The 16,267-nt window shown below is 73.9% G+C and carries 15 protein-coding genes; 8 read left to right on the forward strand and 7 right to left on the reverse strand.

The annotated features are described in order from the left end of the window. The 4 genes from ABT296_RS28635 to ABT296_RS28650 all read right to left on the reverse strand — a co-directional run. A partial coding sequence (locus ABT296_RS28635; protein ID WP_351931557.1) for a DUF4397 domain-containing protein occupies positions 1 to 530 on the reverse strand: 530 nt, incomplete at its 3' end. Positions 531 to 802: 272 nt separating this feature from the next. Beyond that, positions 803 to 2,359, reverse strand: a complete 1,557-nt coding sequence (locus tag ABT296_RS28640; protein WP_351931558.1) for an FAD-dependent oxidoreductase — start codon at positions 2,357 to 2,359, stop codon at positions 803 to 805. Further along, positions 2,356 to 3,075 carry a class I SAM-dependent methyltransferase gene (locus ABT296_RS28645; protein ID WP_351931559.1) on the reverse strand — a complete coding sequence of 240 codons (720 nt, stop codon included), beginning with the start codon at positions 3,073 to 3,075 and terminating at the stop codon, positions 2,356 to 2,358. The genes ABT296_RS28640 and ABT296_RS28645 overlap by 4 nt, the downstream gene beginning before the upstream one ends. Positions 3,076 to 3,100: 25 nt before the next feature. Further along, positions 3,101 to 4,288 (reverse strand): lycopene cyclase family protein, encoded by a 1,188-nt coding sequence (locus tag ABT296_RS28650; RefSeq protein ID WP_351931560.1) that lies wholly within the window; start codon positions 4,286 to 4,288, stop codon positions 3,101 to 3,103. A gap of 214 nt (positions 4,289 to 4,502) precedes the next feature. Here ABT296_RS28650 and ABT296_RS28655 point away from each other — a divergent pair, with 214 nt between their 5' ends. Genes ABT296_RS28655 through ABT296_RS28670 form a run of 4 tightly spaced genes read left to right on the forward strand, consistent with a single transcriptional unit; the run spans position 4,503 to position 9,374 of the window. Beyond that, positions 4,503 to 5,828: a polyprenyl synthetase family protein gene (locus tag ABT296_RS28655; RefSeq protein WP_351931561.1), complete on the forward strand. Its 1,326-nt coding sequence runs from the start codon at positions 4,503 to 4,505 to the stop codon at positions 5,826 to 5,828. Next, positions 5,825 to 7,363 (forward strand): phytoene desaturase, encoded by a 1,539-nt coding sequence (locus tag ABT296_RS28660; protein WP_351931562.1) that lies wholly within the window; start codon positions 5,825 to 5,827, stop codon positions 7,361 to 7,363. Before ABT296_RS28655 ends, ABT296_RS28660 begins: the two co-directional genes overlap by 4 nt. After that, complete coding sequence (locus ABT296_RS28665; protein ID WP_351931563.1) at positions 7,360 to 8,364, forward strand: phytoene/squalene synthase family protein; 1,005 nt, start codon at positions 7,360 to 7,362, stop codon at positions 8,362 to 8,364. The genes ABT296_RS28660 and ABT296_RS28665 overlap by 4 nt, the downstream gene beginning before the upstream one ends. Then, positions 8,361 to 9,374: a Rieske (2Fe-2S) protein gene (locus ABT296_RS28670; RefSeq protein WP_351931564.1), complete on the forward strand. Its 1,014-nt coding sequence runs from the start codon at positions 8,361 to 8,363 to the stop codon at positions 9,372 to 9,374. Before ABT296_RS28665 ends, ABT296_RS28670 begins: the two co-directional genes overlap by 4 nt. A 36-nt stretch (positions 9,375 to 9,410) precedes the next feature. Here ABT296_RS28670 and ABT296_RS28675 read toward each other — a convergent pair whose 3' ends face one another. Both ABT296_RS28675 and ABT296_RS28680 read right to left on the reverse strand, forming a co-directional pair. Then, positions 9,411 to 10,070: a response regulator transcription factor gene (locus ABT296_RS28675; protein ID WP_351931565.1), complete on the reverse strand. Its 660-nt coding sequence runs from the start codon at positions 10,068 to 10,070 to the stop codon at positions 9,411 to 9,413. Beyond that, positions 10,067 to 11,251 (reverse strand): sensor histidine kinase, encoded by a 1,185-nt coding sequence (locus ABT296_RS28680; RefSeq protein ID WP_351931566.1) that lies wholly within the window; start codon positions 11,249 to 11,251, stop codon positions 10,067 to 10,069. Before ABT296_RS28680 ends, ABT296_RS28675 begins: the two co-directional genes overlap by 4 nt. Positions 11,252 to 11,461: 210 nt before the next feature. Between ABT296_RS28680 and ABT296_RS28685 the strand changes: the two genes are divergently transcribed. Continuing rightward, positions 11,462 to 12,061, forward strand: a complete 600-nt coding sequence (locus ABT296_RS28685) for a DUF308 domain-containing protein (protein WP_351931567.1) — start codon at positions 11,462 to 11,464, stop codon at positions 12,059 to 12,061. Between the two features lie 63 nt (positions 12,062 to 12,124). Here the strand turns inward: ABT296_RS28685 and ABT296_RS28690 are convergent, their stop codons facing one another. Beyond that, positions 12,125 to 13,066, reverse strand: coding sequence for a LysR family transcriptional regulator (locus tag ABT296_RS28690; RefSeq protein ID WP_351931568.1), 942 nt, complete (start codon positions 13,064 to 13,066; stop codon positions 12,125 to 12,127). Positions 13,067 to 13,169: 103 nt separating this feature from the next. Between ABT296_RS28690 and ABT296_RS28695 the strand changes: the two genes are divergently transcribed. The 3 genes from ABT296_RS28695 to ABT296_RS28705 all read left to right on the forward strand — a co-directional run bounded on the left by ABT296_RS28695 (position 13,170) and on the right by ABT296_RS28705 (position 16,220). Further along, on the forward strand, positions 13,170 to 14,216 hold the full coding sequence (locus tag ABT296_RS28695; protein ID WP_351931569.1) for an EamA family transporter: 1,047 nt from the start codon (positions 13,170 to 13,172) through the stop codon (positions 14,214 to 14,216). A gap of 114 nt (positions 14,217 to 14,330) precedes the next feature. Then, positions 14,331 to 15,218: a universal stress protein gene (locus tag ABT296_RS28700; protein ID WP_351931570.1), complete on the forward strand. Its 888-nt coding sequence runs from the start codon at positions 14,331 to 14,333 to the stop codon at positions 15,216 to 15,218. Positions 15,219 to 15,335: 117 nt separating this feature from the next. After that, on the forward strand, positions 15,336 to 16,220 hold the full coding sequence (locus ABT296_RS28705) for a universal stress protein (RefSeq protein ID WP_351931571.1): 885 nt from the start codon (positions 15,336 to 15,338) through the stop codon (positions 16,218 to 16,220). Positions 16,221 to 16,267: the final 47 nt, after the last annotated feature.

A 16,267-nucleotide genomic window follows, 5' to 3' on the forward strand; every position in this document is an offset into this window, starting at 1 on the left:
CCGGCCGCGACCTCACCCTTGGCTTCCTTGGGGTTCTCCAGGTTCTTGAAGACCGGGGTTCCGTCCGCGCGGACGTCGACCGCGGGGGCCGCCGCGACATGGCGGACGGTGAGGCGCGCCTTGCCGGCGGGCACCTGGGAGGTGTCGTTGACGAAGGCGTCCAGTGCGGGATCGCCCTCGGCGGTCAGGTGGGCGACGAGGGTGGCGTTGGCGCCGGCCGGCACGTCGACGGTCTTCTCGATGGCGGGCGTGCCGTCCGGTCCCTCACCGTCCTTGAAGATCTTGATGTCGTAGGACCCGGCGTCGAGCTTCATCGGGTCGGTGAGGGTGCCGGGCTTGAAGTCGGCGATGAGTTCCTCGTCCCCCGCATAGACGTCGACGGTCAGGCCGGGCACCGCGTGCAGTACGGAGACGGTGGCCTGGTCGTCGTCGGCGGCCTGCGGCTGTGCGAGGGCCGGTGCGGCGGCGGTGGCGGACAGGACGACGGCGACTGCGGCGGCCAGGGCCGCACCCGGAACGCGAGTGGTCATGACGGGTTCCCCTTCCGTTCGAGCACGTCTCGAATCTCGTGGGAACGCATTCCGCCGGTGATGCGGGCCTGGATTCACTGGATGCCGAGAAACTTCCGGACCTTCTGCGACGACCCGGCCGGCCGTCGCGGCGCCGGCTCAGGCACGGGCTCAGGCGCCGGCACGGGCGCAGGTGCGGGCGGGCGGCCGGACCGCGAACCGATGCACGCGATACGGCCGCCCGGACCCCGAGGGTCACTTCCCCGCGATACGGCCCCCCAGGTCCCGAGGCGTCACTTCCCCGCGATGCGGGCCAGGCCCCGCAGCGGGGCGGAGCGGCCACGGTCCGGCACCGTCCACAGCGTCTGCCCCCGTACGCCCCATCGCCGCAGCAAGGCGTTCGCGGCGAGGAATCCGGTGGTCGCCGCCCGTTCCATCAGCGCCACGGGCAGGTCGGTGCGGATCAGGTCACCTGCGAGGACCAGTCCGGGGTCCGGGGTCTCGACGCCGGGCCGGTCGGCGTACCCGCCGACGGGGAACAGCGGGCAGTCGGACCGCCACTCGTGGCGGACGTCGACGACTTCGGCGGCGCGGGTCTCGGGGTAGACCTGGTGCAGGTGCTCGATCAGCCGCTTCTGCTCGACGTCGCGGGCGGCCCGGTCGGGCAGGGCGTAGGCGTGGAGTTCGACGACCGAGCCGCCGGTGCGCGCGGCCCAGCGTGCCGCCTCGTCCTCCCAGCGTTCCAGCACGCTGATGTTGTCCAGCGGGCCGAAGCCGCTGGTGCCGAGGAAGCCCGGCCGGTCGGGGGCGACGGGCCTGTCCAGCCACAGCCGGGTGACCAGGAAGGGCGGGGCGGTGCGCCGGCGGGCGATCCGCTCGCGCCAGGGGGTGGTGCCCAGCGCGGGCGAGGCGTCGACCAGGGAGCGCAGGCCGGCGGAGTCCAGGGCCAGGACGACGGCGTCGTAGCGCCGCTCGTCGTCGTCGGTGGCGACCTCGTAGCCGCCGCCCTGAAGGGGGGTGACCTGCCGGACGGCCACGGACCTGCGTACCTCGGCGCCGTGTCCGCGCACGTACGACTCCAGGGGGTCCCAGAGCGCCGCGGGGAAGGGTTCGCGCGGGACGTCGAAGAGCAGTCCCTCGGAGGAGCCGAGGAAGTAGATGTGGAACATCAGCGCCATCTCGGCGGCCGAGAGGTGGCGGGGGTCGGCGAAGAAGCTGCGGGAGAACACCTCGAAGGCGAGGTGGCGGGCCTGCTCCGGGAAGCGCACGGCTTCGAGGAAGTCGTGGGCGCTGGTGTCGTCGAGGCGGGTGTAGAGGTCGGGCAGGCGCGCGTCGAGCAGGGGCAGGGCCGCGACGGGGTCCATGGCGCGCAGGTCGCGCAGGCGGAAGGAGCGGCTGAGGGCGACGAACCCGAGAGCGCTCCAGGGCGGTGTCCTGGGGACGTGCCGGAAGCTGTCGCTCAGGCCGCTTTGGTGGAGGAGGGGGTAGTCGGGCAGGCCGGTCAGGCGGGTCAGCGCCGGATCGGTGCGGCGCAGCAGGCCCCGCAGGTTGTAGTACTGGCGGAAGAACGCGTGGAAGCCGCGGCTCATGGTGACGTCGCTGCCGTCGTTCAGGCGGGTCGACCAGCCGCCGACGCGTCCGCCGAGGTAGTGCTCGCGTTCGTGGAGCGTCACGGCGACGCCGCGTTCCGCCAGTGCCGTCGCCGCGGCGAGTCCGGCGATGCCCGCGCCGACGACGGCGACGGCGGGCCGGCCCGCGGCGTGCCGGGCTCCCGGGTGCGCGGGCACGACGCAGGCCCGCCGGTCGCGTCCGCGGCGGGCGGCTCGGGTGGCGGGGGCGGGGCGTGTCATGGGGTGAGGTCTCCTCTGCGGGCGACGAAGGTGTGGGTGATGCCCGTCTGCCAGCCCGGCAGCGGGAGGGCGCGGACGTGGTCGAAGCCGGCGGCGCGCAGCCGGCGCGCGAACCGGTCGGCGGTGTCGAAGTCGATGGCGCTGCGCCACAGGTGGTCGTAGAGGGGGCCGTCGCCGAGGGCCCTGGCCGCGGGCTGGACCATTCCGCGGACGACCAGCGTCCACACCGCACGGTCGCGGCGCCGGCCGCTGAGGGTGTACTCGTGGACGCCGAGTCTGCCGCCGGGCAGCATCAGGTCGCGGACCTGGGCGAGGACGGCGTCGGGGTCGGCGACGTTGCGCATCAGGTACGCGGCGAAGACCGCGTCGAAGGGGCCGAGCACGCCTGCCTCCGTGAGCCGTTCGGCCGGCGCGTGCACGAACGAGACGGTCTTCGCCCAGGGTTTGGCGGCCGCCCGCTCCAGCATCCCGGCGGAGGCGTCCACAGCCGTCACCTGCGCCGCCGGGAGCACGGAGCGGATCGCGGCCGTCGAGGCGCCGGTGCCGCAGCCGAGGTCGAGGACGCGCAGCCCCTCCCCCCTCCCGGGCAGGCCGAGTCGGCGCACCGAACGCCGCAGGTGGGCGTGGTAGCCGGGGTTGGCCGCGGTGAGGGCGTCGTAGGTGCGCGACGCGTGGTCGAACGCCGTGGCGAGATCTGCGTCCCGCAGGACGGTCATGGAGCCTCCAGTGGTGGGGGTCGGGTCAGGGGAAGGGCCTGCGGGGCAGGCGGTTCAGTTCGGCGGCGGAGCGCAGCATGGGGCCGACGGGGGTGTGCCGGCCGATGGTGAGGTCCTCGCGCAGCGAGGTGCGCCCGTCGAGGAAGCGCAGTACCTGGGTCATGGGGACGCGGGAGAAGAGGCGGGTGAACAGGGCGGGTCCGTCGACCCGGCCGCTGTCCAGGGCGCGCAGCAGCACCGCGTCCATGGCCCGGGAGCGGGCGGAGTGCGCGGCGGGCGGCTCGGGGCACCGTCCCGCGCGCAGGGCGGCGGCCACGGCACGGGTCTGGCGCTGGAGCCCGGCGAAGGTGTAGCCGGTGGAGGGGCGGGTGGCCCCGCCCGCGGCTCCGATGCGGAACACCGAGGCTCCGACGCGGCGTGTGAAGGGGGCGTCGGTCATCGGGATGACGCCGCCCTCCTCGGCCGTGATCTCGAAGTCGCCCAGGCCGAGGACGTTCTCCGTGTAGTGGGCGAGGGCGGCGTGGTAGCCGCTCTCGGACAGTACGTGCGGGGAGAACTCGGTGTACTCGACGAGCGCCTCGTCGGCGGCGGTGGGCAGGACGTAGCCGAAGGAGAGTCCCTCGGCGGGCTGGGGGGTGCGGAAGTCCATCAGTTCGGCGGTTGCGGGGTCGAACGTGGGGCCCGGCGTGCGGACGATCCAGCCGCGGAAGTGCTGGAGCACGGTGGTGCGGGCGGCGGGGAGGCTGCCCAGCGGGCGGGAGTCGAAGACCCATCGGGCGGTGAGGGTGCCGGCGCGGCCGTCCGCGCCGGTGAACCCTACCAGGGCGCCGCCCGGTGTCTCCTCCACGCTGTCCACGGTGGCCTGGACCGACCGGACGTTCCCGCCTCGCTCCAGGTCCCGCGTGACGAGGTCCTCGAAGTCGTCGGAGCGGATCATCTTGTAGCGCAGGGGTGAGATGTCCTGCTCGATGGGGGTGCCGTACGGCGGCCTGACCCGCAGCGCGCTCCACTGCGCGCGTACCGCCGCGTCGAAGCGGCCCGGGCCCTCCTCCCAGTAGCACCAGGTGCGGGTGGCGGGTCGCAGCGGGCCGGGCGGGGCGTCCACCAGGATCACGGTCGGGGTCCTGGGTCCCTCGCCCGGCCCGTTGAGGCGGTGGGCCAGGGAGAGACCTGCCGCCCCCGCGCCCAGTACGGCGACATCCGCCTCCCACACGACGCTCTTCCTCCCTGCCTCGACGACGCGCTTGAGCCACGCTCAGCCTCTTCCCCGGCGGGCGCCTTCCCGGATGCGCCCGCCCCCCAGCAAACCCTTTCGCGGCCGCTGTCAGCCGATTGCGCAGAAACGCCACGCCGACCGCATCCAGGACCGCCGCCGCGACAGAAGGATGCGGTGAGATGAACGCTCCCCCGCGACGAGAGGAATCGGAATGCGTCCCATGCAGGCAGAGGAGCGCGGCGCGGCCCTGACGCCACCCGTCCCACGCCTGGTTCCCTCGACCGGGACGCCCCGGCAGCTGTGGCCGGACGCGGGTCCGGCGGGGGCACCCGGCTCGGCGCCGCCGTCACGGTCACCGGAGGGCGGTGAGGCGAGCGGCACGGAGGTGACGCTGCGTCTGATCGACGCCGATGTGCACGCCGCCGTCGGCCGGGTCCTGGAGGAGATCCTCACCGACCGGCTCACCCGGTCCCGGACCATGGACGCGCTGTTCACCCAGGAACTCGCGGCACGCGTCGGCCAGTTCACCCGGGAGGGCGGCAAACGGATCCGCTCCCGGCTGGTGTGGTGGTCGCTGCGCGCCTGCGGCGGTGCCGACGAGTCCTCCGCGGCGGCGGCCCTGCGGATCGGGGCGGCGATCGAACTGCTGCAGAGCTGCGCCCTGATCCACGACGACGTGATGGACGGCTCGGCCCTGCGCCGCGGGCGCCCCGCGCTGCACACCGTCATACGGGACAGTTACGCCGGGACGGCGGCACCCGAACGGGTCGGGCGGTTCGGTGACGCGGCCGCGGTCCTGGCCGGGGACCTCGCGCTGGCCTGGGCCGACGACGCGGTCGCCGAGACCGTCCTGTCCCCGTGGACCGCGACCGTCGTACGGCGCATGTGGAGCGACATGCGCACGGAGATGGTGGCGGGGCAGTACCTCGACATGCAGGGGCAGATCTCGCCCGTGCGTTCGCTGCCCCGCGCCCTGCGCGCCGCCTGTCTGAAGAGCGCGCTGTACTCCGTCGAACGGCCGCTGGCCCTGGGCGCCGCCGTGGCGGGCGCCGACGCGCCCACGCTGCGCGCCCTGTGCTCCGCGGGCCGGTGCGTGGGGATGGCGTTCCAGTTGCGCGACGACCTCAACGACGTGTTCGGCGACCCCCGGCACAACGGCAAGCCCCTCGGCGGTGACATCCGTGAGGGCAAGCCGACCTATCTCGTCGCGCTGGCCCTGGCCCAGGCCGACAAGGCGGACGACCACGCGGCAACGGGCGTGCTGGAACGGGCCCTCGGCAACCCGGAACTCAGCGTCCGGGACCTCGACGAGGTGCGGGAGGTGCTGGAGGCGACCGGCGCCCGGGCCATGGTGGAAACCAAGATCGAACGCATGGCCAGGACCGGGTTCCGCCACTTCGACTCGGCCGGACTCGAACCCGACGCGGCGGCCCGCCTGCGGCACCTGCTGGCCGGGGTCGCCGGACAGCCGGAGCCGGACACCCCGCACAAGGCTCCCGCGGCGCACGCCTCGGCCGGAACGGAGGGCCGGCGGTGACGCGCACCCTGACCGGACGCACCGACCACGTCGTGGTCGTCGGCGCCGGCCTCGCCGGACTCTCGGCCGCCCTGCACCTGCTGGGAGCCGGACGCCGGGTGACGGTGGTCGAACGCGACGCGCTGCCCGGGGGGCGGGCCGGAAGCCTGACCCTGGGCGGCTACCGCATCGACACCGGGCCGACGGTCCTGACCATGCCGGAATTCGCCGAGGACGCCTTCGCCGCCGTCGGCGACAGCCTCTACCGGCGCGTGGAGCTGATCCCGATGCGGCCGGCCTACCGGGCCTGCTTCGCCGACGACAGCACGATCGACGTGCACACCGACGCCGACGCCATGGTCGCCGAGGTCGAACGGTTCGCGGGCGCGGCCGAAGCCGACGGCTATCTCAGGCTGCGCGACTGGCTGGGCCGGCTCTACCGCGCGCAGATGGGCCGCTTCATCGACGCGAACTTCGACTCCCCGCTGGACCTGCTCACCGGCGATCTGGCCCGACTCGCCGCCCTCGGCGGATTCGGCAGCCTGGACCGGCGCATCGGCAGGTTCATCAAGGACGAACGCCTGCGCCGCGTCTTCTCCTTCCAGGCGCTCTACGCGGGCGTCTCCCCCTCCAGCGCGCTGGCCGCCTACGCCGTCATCGCCTACATGGACACCGTCGCCGGCGTCTACTTCCCCCGCGGTGGCATGCACGCCCTGCCGCAGGCCATGGCGGACGCGGCGGCCGACGCCGGCGCCGAACTGCGCTTCGGGCAGACGGTGACCCGGCTGGAGCGCGCGGGCGAACGGATCACGGCGGTCGTCACCGACCAGGAACGCATTCCGTGCGACGCGGTCGTCCTCACCCCCGACCTGCCCGTCACCTACCGGCTGCTCGGCCGCACGCCCCGCCGACCGGTCCGGCTCAGGCACGCACCCTCCGCCGTGGTCCTGCACGCCGGCACCACCCGCACCTGGCCCCAACTCGCGCACCACACCATCTCGTTCGGGGACGCCTGGCACAGCACCTTCGACGAGGTCATCAAGGACGGGCGGCTGATGAGCGACCCCTCCCTGCTCATCACACGCCCGACGACCACCGACCCCGGGCTCGCCCCGCCGGGACGGCACCTGCACTACATCCTCGCGCCCTGCCCCAACACCGACATCGGTCCCGGGGCGGCCGAGTGGACGGACCTCGCGCCCCGCTACCGGGCCACACTCCTGCGGGAACTCGAACGGCGCGGGCTCGACGGGATCGAGGCCGCCATCGAGGAGGAGTGCCTCGTCACACCGGCCGACTGGCAGGCCCAGGGGCACGCGGCGGGCACACCGTTCTCCGCGGCCCACACCTTCCCGCAGACCGGGCCGTTCCGTCCCCGCAACCTCGTCCGCGGCACGACGAACGCCGTACTCGCGGGCTGCGGAACGACGCCCGGCGTCGGCGTCCCCACCTCGCTGCTCTCCGGCAAGCTCGCCGCGGCGCGCGTGACCGGCCCCGACCATACGCGGGTCCGTCCCGCCACCACCCACGCCCGCGCCGAGGAGGCCTCCGCATGACCAGGCGCGAACTCGACGCGGCGGGCATCACCGATCCCGAACTGCGTGACGCCTACCTGCGCTGCCGCGCCCTCAACGCCGCACACGGCAAAACGTATTTCCTCGCCACCCGTCTGCTGCCCGCCGCACGACGGCCCGCCGTCCACGCCCTGTACGGCTTCGCCCGCTGGGCCGACGACATCGTCGACTCCCTCGACCCGGACGCCGGCGGCACCGAGCGCGCCGGCGCGCTCGCGGCACTCCACCACCAACTGGACACGGCCCTGAGCCAAGGGCGCGGCGACGACCCCGTCGTCCTCGCGCTCGCGGACACCGCTCGCCGCTACTCCATCGACCACCAGCACTTCCGCGACTTCATGGACGCGATGGAGGCCGACCTCACCGTCACCGACTACCCCACCTACGACGACCTCCGTGGCTACATGCACGGCTCGGCCGCGGTCATCGGCCTGCAGATGCTGCCCGTGCTGGACACCGTCGTCCCCCTCCACGAAGCGGCCCCCTACGCGGCGGATCTCGGAGTGGCCTTCCAACTCACCAACTTCCTGCGCGATGTCGGCGAGGACCTCGACCGCGGCCGGGTCTACCTGCCCGCCGACCTCCTCGCCGGCCACGGAGTCGACCGGACGCTGCTGCGCCACTGCCGCGACACCGGGACCACCGACGGGCGTGTCACCGCGGCCCTCAAGGAGTTCGAGGCGCTGACCCGGTCCGTCTACCGGCGGGCCGAACCCGGCATCGACATGCTCTCCCCCGTCGCACGGCCCTGCATCCGCACCGCCTACGTGCTGTACGGCCGCATCCTGGACGCCGTCGCCGACGACGGCTATGCCGTACTGCACCGGCGCGCCGTGGTGCCGCGCCGGACCCGCGCCGCCGTCGCCGCCGACGGCCTGGCCCGGGTGACCGCCGCGCGCCTGCGCCATCGTTCTCCCTCGCCGCGCCCGGCCCCGGCACAGCCGGCGGGCCTGAACCCGACGGTCTCCAAGGAGGTCGCGTGAACGCCAACCCGCCCAGCCGCCGCGGACGTCTGCCGCTGTCGCTGCGGCGAACGCCCGTCCCCTGGCACCGTCAGCGCCCCCTGTGGCGCGAGGCCAAGCCGGCCGTGATCGCCCAGTCCCTCAAGCGCGCCCAGGCCAGGCCCTCCGGCAACTGGTACGTCGTGGGCTCCTCGGACGCCCTGGCCGGTGACCGGCCCCTGGCACGGACCGTCGCCGGACGGGAGGTGGTGGTGTGGCGCGGGCCCGACGGCCAGCCACTGGCGGGACCGGGGATCTGCCCGCACCTCGGCGCGCCCCTGCGCGACAGCCCGGTGCGCTGCGGCACCCTGACCTGCCACTGGCACGGGCTCACCCTCGACGGCGGCCCCTTCGCGGGCTGGGACCCCCTGCCCGCCCACGACGACGGGGTCCTCGTCTGGGTGCGCCTGGACGACCTCGGCGGGGAAGCCCCGCTGGACGCACCGGTCCTGGCGGCCCGCCCGCCCGCCGACGGCGCGCTCACGGCCGTCTACGAGGGCGTCGGTGTCTGCGAACCCGAGGACGTCGTCGCCAACCGGCTCGATCCGTGGCACGGCGCCTGGTACCACGCGTACTCGTTCGTCGATCTCACGGTCGTCGATTCGCCCTCCGCCGCCGACCCGTCCGACGACAGCTTCACCGTCGACGTCTCCTTCAAGGTGGCAGGACGGCTGGTGGTGCCGGTACGGGCCGTGTTCACCGCGCCCGAGCCGCGCACCGTCGTCATGCACATCACCGAGGGCGAGGGGGCGGGGTCCGTGGTGGAGACACACGCCACCCCGCTCGGCCCGGACGCGCTGGGCCGGCCCCGCACGGCCGTGATCGAGGCGGTCGTGGCGGCCTCCGACCGCCGTGGCTTCGCGATCGCCCGTCGCGCGGCACCCCTGCTGCGCCCCCTGATGCGCGGCGCGGCGGGAAGGCTGTGGCGGGACGACCTCGCCTACGCGGAACGCCGCTGGGAGCTGCGCTCGACCGGCCGCTTCCCCGGCTGACCGGCCGGCGCGGCCGAGTCAGCCCTTCCGGGCCGGTCAGCGGTGCAGGCCGGCCCGGAAGGCGAAGGAGACGAGCTGCGCCCGGTCGCGCGCGCCGACCTTCGTCATGGCCCGCACCGCGTGCGTCTTCACGGTGAACGGCGACACGGACATGCGGGCGGCGATCTCGTCGTTGCCGAGGCCGCCGGCGACGAGCACGACCACGTCCCGCTCCCTGGGGGTCAGGGCGCCGAAGCGGCGCAGCAGTTCACGGTCGATCTCCGGGGGCGGGTTGTCCGTCATGTGTCCGATGAGCGCGGCCGCGGCGGCGGCCGACAGCGCGCCGCCACCTCCGACGACCTCGTTGATGCCGGCGACGAGTTCGGCGGGGCTGACGGTCTTGCTGAGGAATCCGTTGGCGCCCGCCCGCAGGGCGGCGAGGACGATGTCGTCCTGGTCGAACGTGGTCAGGACGATCACCCGGATCCGCTCCGGTGGGTGTTCCGCGCGGATCCGGCGCGTGGCCTCGACGCCGTCGATGCCGGGCATCCGGATGTCCATCAGGACCACGTCGACGGGGTGGTCCCGGAGGAAGGGAACGACCTGGAGACCGTCGGAGAGGTCCCCGGCGACCACGAAATGCGGGTCGAGCCGGAGCATCGTCCGGATACCGGCCCTGATGCCGTCCTGGTCGTCGACGATCAGAATGCGTGTCATCGGACGAGCGCTCCCGAGGGACCGAACTCCGCGTGGACCCGGAACCGCCCGTCGTTCTGGTCGATCGCCAGCCGTCCGCTGGAGGACTCGACGCGTTCGCGCATCCCGAGGAGCCCCAGTCCGCTGCCCGGCGCGGTGTGGCGGGGTGAGGGGGCGACGGGGTTCTCCACGGTGACGCGGATCCGGCCGTCGCGCTCGCACACCTCCACCGTCGCGGTCCCCTCTCCGTGGCGGTAGGCGTTGGTGAGTGCCTCCTGGACCACCCGGTAGACCGTCACGCCGACGCCGGGCTCGACGAACCCGTCGGGGAGACGGATCGAGGGCCGGACGTCGAGGCCGACGCTCTCGAAGGAGGCGACGAGCCCTTCCAGGCCGCTGAGGTCCGGGGTCGGCCGGAACGCCTCGCCGTCGGCGTCGTCGTCGCCCAGGCGCAGCAGCGCGAGGATGCGTTGCGTCTCGACGACGACGGTGCGGGCGCCGGCCCTGGCGGAGACGAGGGCCTGCCGGGAGGAGTCGGCGTCTTCGGGCAGCCCGATCTCGGCAGCCCCCAGATGCACGCTCAGCATCGCGACCTGGTGGCCGATGACGTCGTGGAGGTCACGCGCGATCCGCAGGCGTTCCTCGGTGACACGCCGGGTGGCCTCCATCTCACGGGTGGCGATGGCGCTCTCGGCCCGTTCCTCCAGGATCCACCAGTGCTCGCGGTGGATCCGGAGCGCGGCTCCGGTCGCGCCTCCCGCCACGGCGGAGAAGAGGGCGGCGGCTCCGACGACCGCGCCGCCGCGGAATCCCCCCACCGTCATGAAGGCGCCCAGGAAGGACGCCGCCACGACGCAGGTACCGACCAGCGGCTGCTTGCCGCGGAAGGTGACGGAGAACAGCACGAGCACGGCCATCATCCACACCGACAGGGGGTCGTGGCCCACCGCGGTGACGGCGAAGGAGGCCGCGCTCGTCACGACCAGTCCGGCCCACGGCCTCCACCACGACAGGGCGACGCCGCCGCCGGCGAGGAGTACGGACAGCGCCGTCGGCCAGTCGGAGCCGCGCAGGGCCGCCGCCACGATCTGCCCGGTGAACACCAGCGCGGCCACGGTGTAGGCGCCCCGGTGGACCATCTCGGGGCGGCGGACCCACAGCGGTGCCGTGGGTCCTTCGGAACTGTTCTGCGCCTTGGCCATGAACCGATTCTCGTTCACGCGTGCGGGAGCCGTGTACTTCGAACGAAGTACACGGCTCAGCTCTTCGGCGGTCCGCGGAGTCGGCCGACGCCCGCCGCCGGGAGCGGGCGGCGGAACTACTTCGTTCGTAGTACGTGGAGGCGCGGGCGGCCGCTGAGACTCGTCGGCGGGGCAGCCGCCCCGCACCGAACGATCACCTGGGGACCATCGATGACTCAGACCACTGCGACTCCGACAGCCACCGCGACGGCGACGGCGACGGGCGTGACTGCCGGGCTGCGGTCGCTCCACCTGATCCGTGTCGTGTTCTCCCTGCTCTGGGTGGCCCTCGTCCTGACGACTTCGGGCTCGCTCGACTCGACGGACCGGCTCTCGGTGACCGCGGCCGTACTGCTCGTCGTGTATCCCCTGTGGGACGTCGTCGCCACCCTCCTTGAGCGGCGCCTGGCCGGCACCACCGACCGGGTCAGCACCGTCAACATGGGGCTCGGCCTCTGCGCCACCGCCGCCATGGGCATCGCCGGTTTCTCCACGGTCGGTACGGCCCTCGTCGTGTTCGGTGTGTGGGCCCTGCTGTCCGGAGCGGTTCAGCTCGTCGTGGCGGTCCGGCGTCGACGCGCGGTCGGCGCCCAGTGGCCCATGATCGTCAGCGGCGGTCAGTCCGTTCTCGCCGGTGCCACCATCGCCGCCACCGCCGCCTCGCCGACGAGCACCCTGTCCACGGTCGCCGGGTACTCGGCCTTCGGCGCCTTCTGGTTCCTCGTCTCCGTCATCGCCCTGAGCATCCGCGGCCGCCGGGCAGAGCGCTGACCGACCTCGGTCGAGCCCACGTCGCGAGGGCGCGCCGGCGACGGGCGTCCTGGCGACGGGCTTTCACTCCGCGCCGGCGAGCCGTGGCGCCGGCTGACCCGGCCGCGACGCCCCGGGCCAGTGCTCCTGCAACGTACGGACGGTCTCGGCGATCGCGGGGCGCTGGGCCGCCCTGGTGCGCCACAGGGCGTACAGCCGCCGTACCGGTGTCGGGTCGAGGACTACCTCGGCCACCCCGGCGGGCAGCGGGCCGCGGCCCAGGCGCGGGATGAGGCAGATGCCCAGACCGGCGGCGACCAGCGCCACCAGGGTCGGGTTCTCGTCCGCCTGGTGAACGATCTCCGGCTCGTGCCCGGCCGTCCGCAGGGTCCGCATCAGCCACTCGTGGCAGACCCGGCCCGGCGGCTGGCACACCCACCGCTCCCCGCCGAGGTCCTCCCGCCGCACCGCCTCCCGCCCGGCGAACGGATGCCCTCGCGGCACCAGCAGGGTGCACTGGTCGTCCCCGATCACCGCCCGCTCCACCCCCGGCGGCAGCAGCAGGGGCGCGATGTCCCAGTCGTGGACCACGCTCATGTCGACCGCGCCCTTGGCGACCATGCCGACCGACAGATGCGGGTCGACCTCGCTGAGCCGGGCGTCCAGCGCCGGATGCCGTACGGCCAGGTCGGCGAGGACCTCGGGCAGCAGCCCGCGCGCCGCTGACGCGAAGGCGGCGATGGTCAGGCGCCCGGCCGGCTTGCCGCGCCGTTGCTCCAGCTCGCCCTCCGCCCGCTCCATGATGCCCAGCAACTCATCCGCGACGGCGACGAGTTGACGCGCCTCGGGCGTCAGACTGACTCCGCGCCCCGCACGCTCCAACAGCACGGTCCCGGTCTCCCGCTCCAGCTTCGCGATCTGCTGGGACACCGCGGAGGGTGTGAAACCGAGGGCGGACGCGGCGGCGCCGACGCTGCCGTGCACGGAGACGGCGTGCAGAGCGCGCAAACGCTGCAGGTCGAGCATGGGGTCTCCCGTCACGAGCCGAGCAACCGATTAGCCTCACTTCATCCAACCATGTAGCAATCATCGCTGGTGCTTCACGGTTGAGGGGTGTGATCCTCGGCCCATGCGCCCCGCACACCTCGCCCTCGCCGTTGCCGTCGCCGCCGTCTGGGGTGTCAACTTCACCGTCATCGAGATCGGACTCGACCACTTCCCGCCCCTGCTCTTCTCCGCCCTGCGCTTCCTCGCGGCCGCCTTCCCCGCGGTGCTCCTGGTGGGACGTCCCAAGGTGGCGTGGAAGTGGATCGTGGGCGTGGGGCTGGTCCTGGGGGTGGCCAAGTTCGGGCTGCTGTTCGTGGCGATGGACACCGGGATGCCGGCCGGCCTGTCCTCCCTGGTCCTTCAGATACAGGCGGTGTTCACCGCGATGATCGCCTTCGCGACCCTGGGGGAACGCCCCTCGAAGCTGGGCGCGCTGGGCATGGCGATCGCCCTGGCCGGGATCGCCGTCGCGGCGGTGGACGAGGGCGCGTCCGGCCCGCTCGGCGCGTTCGCCCTGTGTGTCGGGGCGGCGGCGTGCTGGGGCGCCTCCAACGTACTGACCCGCAAGGCCGCCCCGCCGGACGCGCTCAACTTCATGGTCTGGGTCAGCACGGTCCCGGTCCTGCCGCTGCTGGCCCTGTCCCTCCTGGTCGAGGGCCCCTCGCGCGACCTGGCGGCGCTGCGCGGCCTGGACTGGCAGGGCGCGGGCACCGTGCTCTACGTCGCCTGGATCACGACCGTCTTCGGATTCGGCGCCTGGGGCTGGCTGCTGCGGCGCCACCCGGCGTCCACGGTGGCCCCCTTCTCCCTCCTCGTCCCCGTCTTCGGCATGTCGTCGGCGGCACTCTTCCTGGGCGAACCGGTGAGCGGTCTGCGGTGGTGGGCGGCGGTCCTGCTGGTCGGCGGAGTGGCCCTGACCTCGCTGGCGCCCCGGGGGCGGGTAGCGGTCGGGCGGAAGGTCTCGGTCGGCGCGGAGACGCCAGGGGGCCGGCGGAGGCTCGGTTCGTCGCCGCCGCGCGGGACGGGCGCGGACCGGAACCCGATGGGCGGGGCCGACCCGACTCCGGTGGGCGGGGCCGACCCCGGCCTGGCGGACTCCGTCGGCGACCGGACCGGTCCGACGGCATGACGGCGGAGACGGGGCCGGATGGCGCCCGAGAGGGCCCTTCGGCCCTGTGATGGCGGGATGGACGGGGTAGAAGCTGGGAGTGACAGGGGCACTACACGGACTTGGGAGGCACGCGTGGCCGGGCTGGTTGTCGTAGGAGTGGACGGGTCGGCGTCGGGCCTCGCCGCGGTGGCGGCCGCGGCGCGGGAGGCTCAGACGCGCGGGGCGTCGCTTCGGGTGGTGCACGCGTTCATGTGGCCGATGATGCATGTGCCGTTGGGTGGGTCGCCGCTGGGCCCTGCGGAGGGCGGGCTCCGGAGCATGGCCGATCGTCTGGTGGCCGAGGCCGTCGAGCGGGCGCGGGAGACGGCACCCGGGGTGGACGTCAGCCATGCGGTGGTCACCGGTGAGCCGCTGACGGTCCTGGAGACGCAGTCCCGCGAGGCCGAGCTGGTCGTGGTCGGCTCCCGGGGCATGGGGGGCTTCGTCGGGCTTCTCGTCGGGTCGACGGCGGTGCATCTGGCGGCGCACGGCCAATGCCCGGTGCTGGTGGTGCGCGACGAGCCGGCCGTGGACGGTCCGGTCGTGGTGGGGGTGGACGGCTCCGAACCGGGCGAGCGGGCGGTGGAGTTCGCCTTCGCCGAGGCCGCCCTGCGCAAGGCACCCCTGGTGGCGGTGCATGCCTGGAACACGTGGAACGCGCCCCTGCCTCCGCCGCAGCACACGTCCGAGCCGTACGCGAACCCTCCCGGGACGCTGTCCGGGGAGGAGGAGCGGCTGCTGTCCGAGGCGCTGGCCGGGCACCGGGAGCGGTATCCGGATGTCGTGGTGGAGCACAGGGTGGTCCGGGGCCGGACGCGGGAGGTGCTGATCGAGGCGAGCCGCTCCGCGCAGCTGGTGGTGGTCGGGGCACGAGGGCGCGGCGGGTTCCAGGGACTGTTGCTGGGGTCGGTCAGTCAGGCGCTGCTCCATCACGCGCACAGTCCCCTCGCGGTCGTACGGGCGGCGGACGCCGACGACTGAACAGGGCCGGACGGCCCAAGAGGCGCCCTGATGGCCCATGGTGCGCAGGCCCGGCCCGGTCGAGGCTCGGGACACGGACGGCCGCGGCTCGGCGGCGGTCAGGGACGGGAGTGTGCCATGGGTGATCCGGTAGTCGTGGGCGTGGACGGTTCCGCCTCCAGTTTTGACGCGATCGACGTCGCGGCCCGCGAGGCGCGACTGCGCGGGGTTCCGCTGCGGATCGTGCATGCCTTCGGCCATCCCGCGCTGCATCTGCCGCCCGGGGCCGCGCCGTGGAATCCGGCCGGGGAGAGTCTGGAGCCGATGGTGCACGGGGTGGTGGCGCGCGCGGAGAAGCAGGCGCACGCGGCGGCACCGGACATCGAGATCGCGCGGTCGGTGGTGGCCGGTGAGGCGCTGGAGGTGCTGGAGATCGAGGCGCGGTCGGCGGCGCTGGCGGTGGTCGGCAGCCGGGGCCTGTCCGGTTTCGCCGGGCTGCTGCTGGGCTCCACCGCGCTGCACCTGGCCGCCCATGGCCGTTGCCCGCTGATGGTGGTGCGCGGCCGTCCGGATCCGGCCGGTGCGGTGGTCGTGGCCGTGGACGGTTCCGAAGCCGGACAGGCGGCGGTGGAGTTCGCGTTCGCCGAGGCCGTCCTGCGCAAGGCGCCCCTGGTCGCGCTGCATGTGTGGAACACCTGGAGCGAGGGGGCGTACGAAGGCCTCCCCGTCGACCCGTTGTCCGCCGTGGTGGCCGATGTCGACCGGCTCCGCGAGGCCGAGCAGCGGCTGCTGGACCGGACCGTGGCTCCCCTGGAGTCGGCCTTTCCCCAAGTGGCGGTGGAACGGCGTCTGGTGCGCTCCCGCATTCGCCCCGCCCTCATCGAGGCGACCGGTTCGGCGCAGCTGGTGGTGACCGGGGCGCGCGGGCGCGGCGGCTTCACCGGGCTGCTGCTCGGCTCGGTCAGCCAGGCCCTGCTTCAGCACGCGCACTGCCCTGTCGTGGTCGTCCGCGGTCGTGGGTGAGCAGGGCGCCGCGCTACAGGTTCTCCGCCCGCCGCGCCGACAAGCTT

The sequence above is a fragment of the Streptomyces sp. NPDC000983 genome (genome assembly GCF_040299205.1).
Lineage (GTDB): Bacteria > Actinomycetota > Actinomycetes > Streptomycetales > Streptomycetaceae > Streptomyces.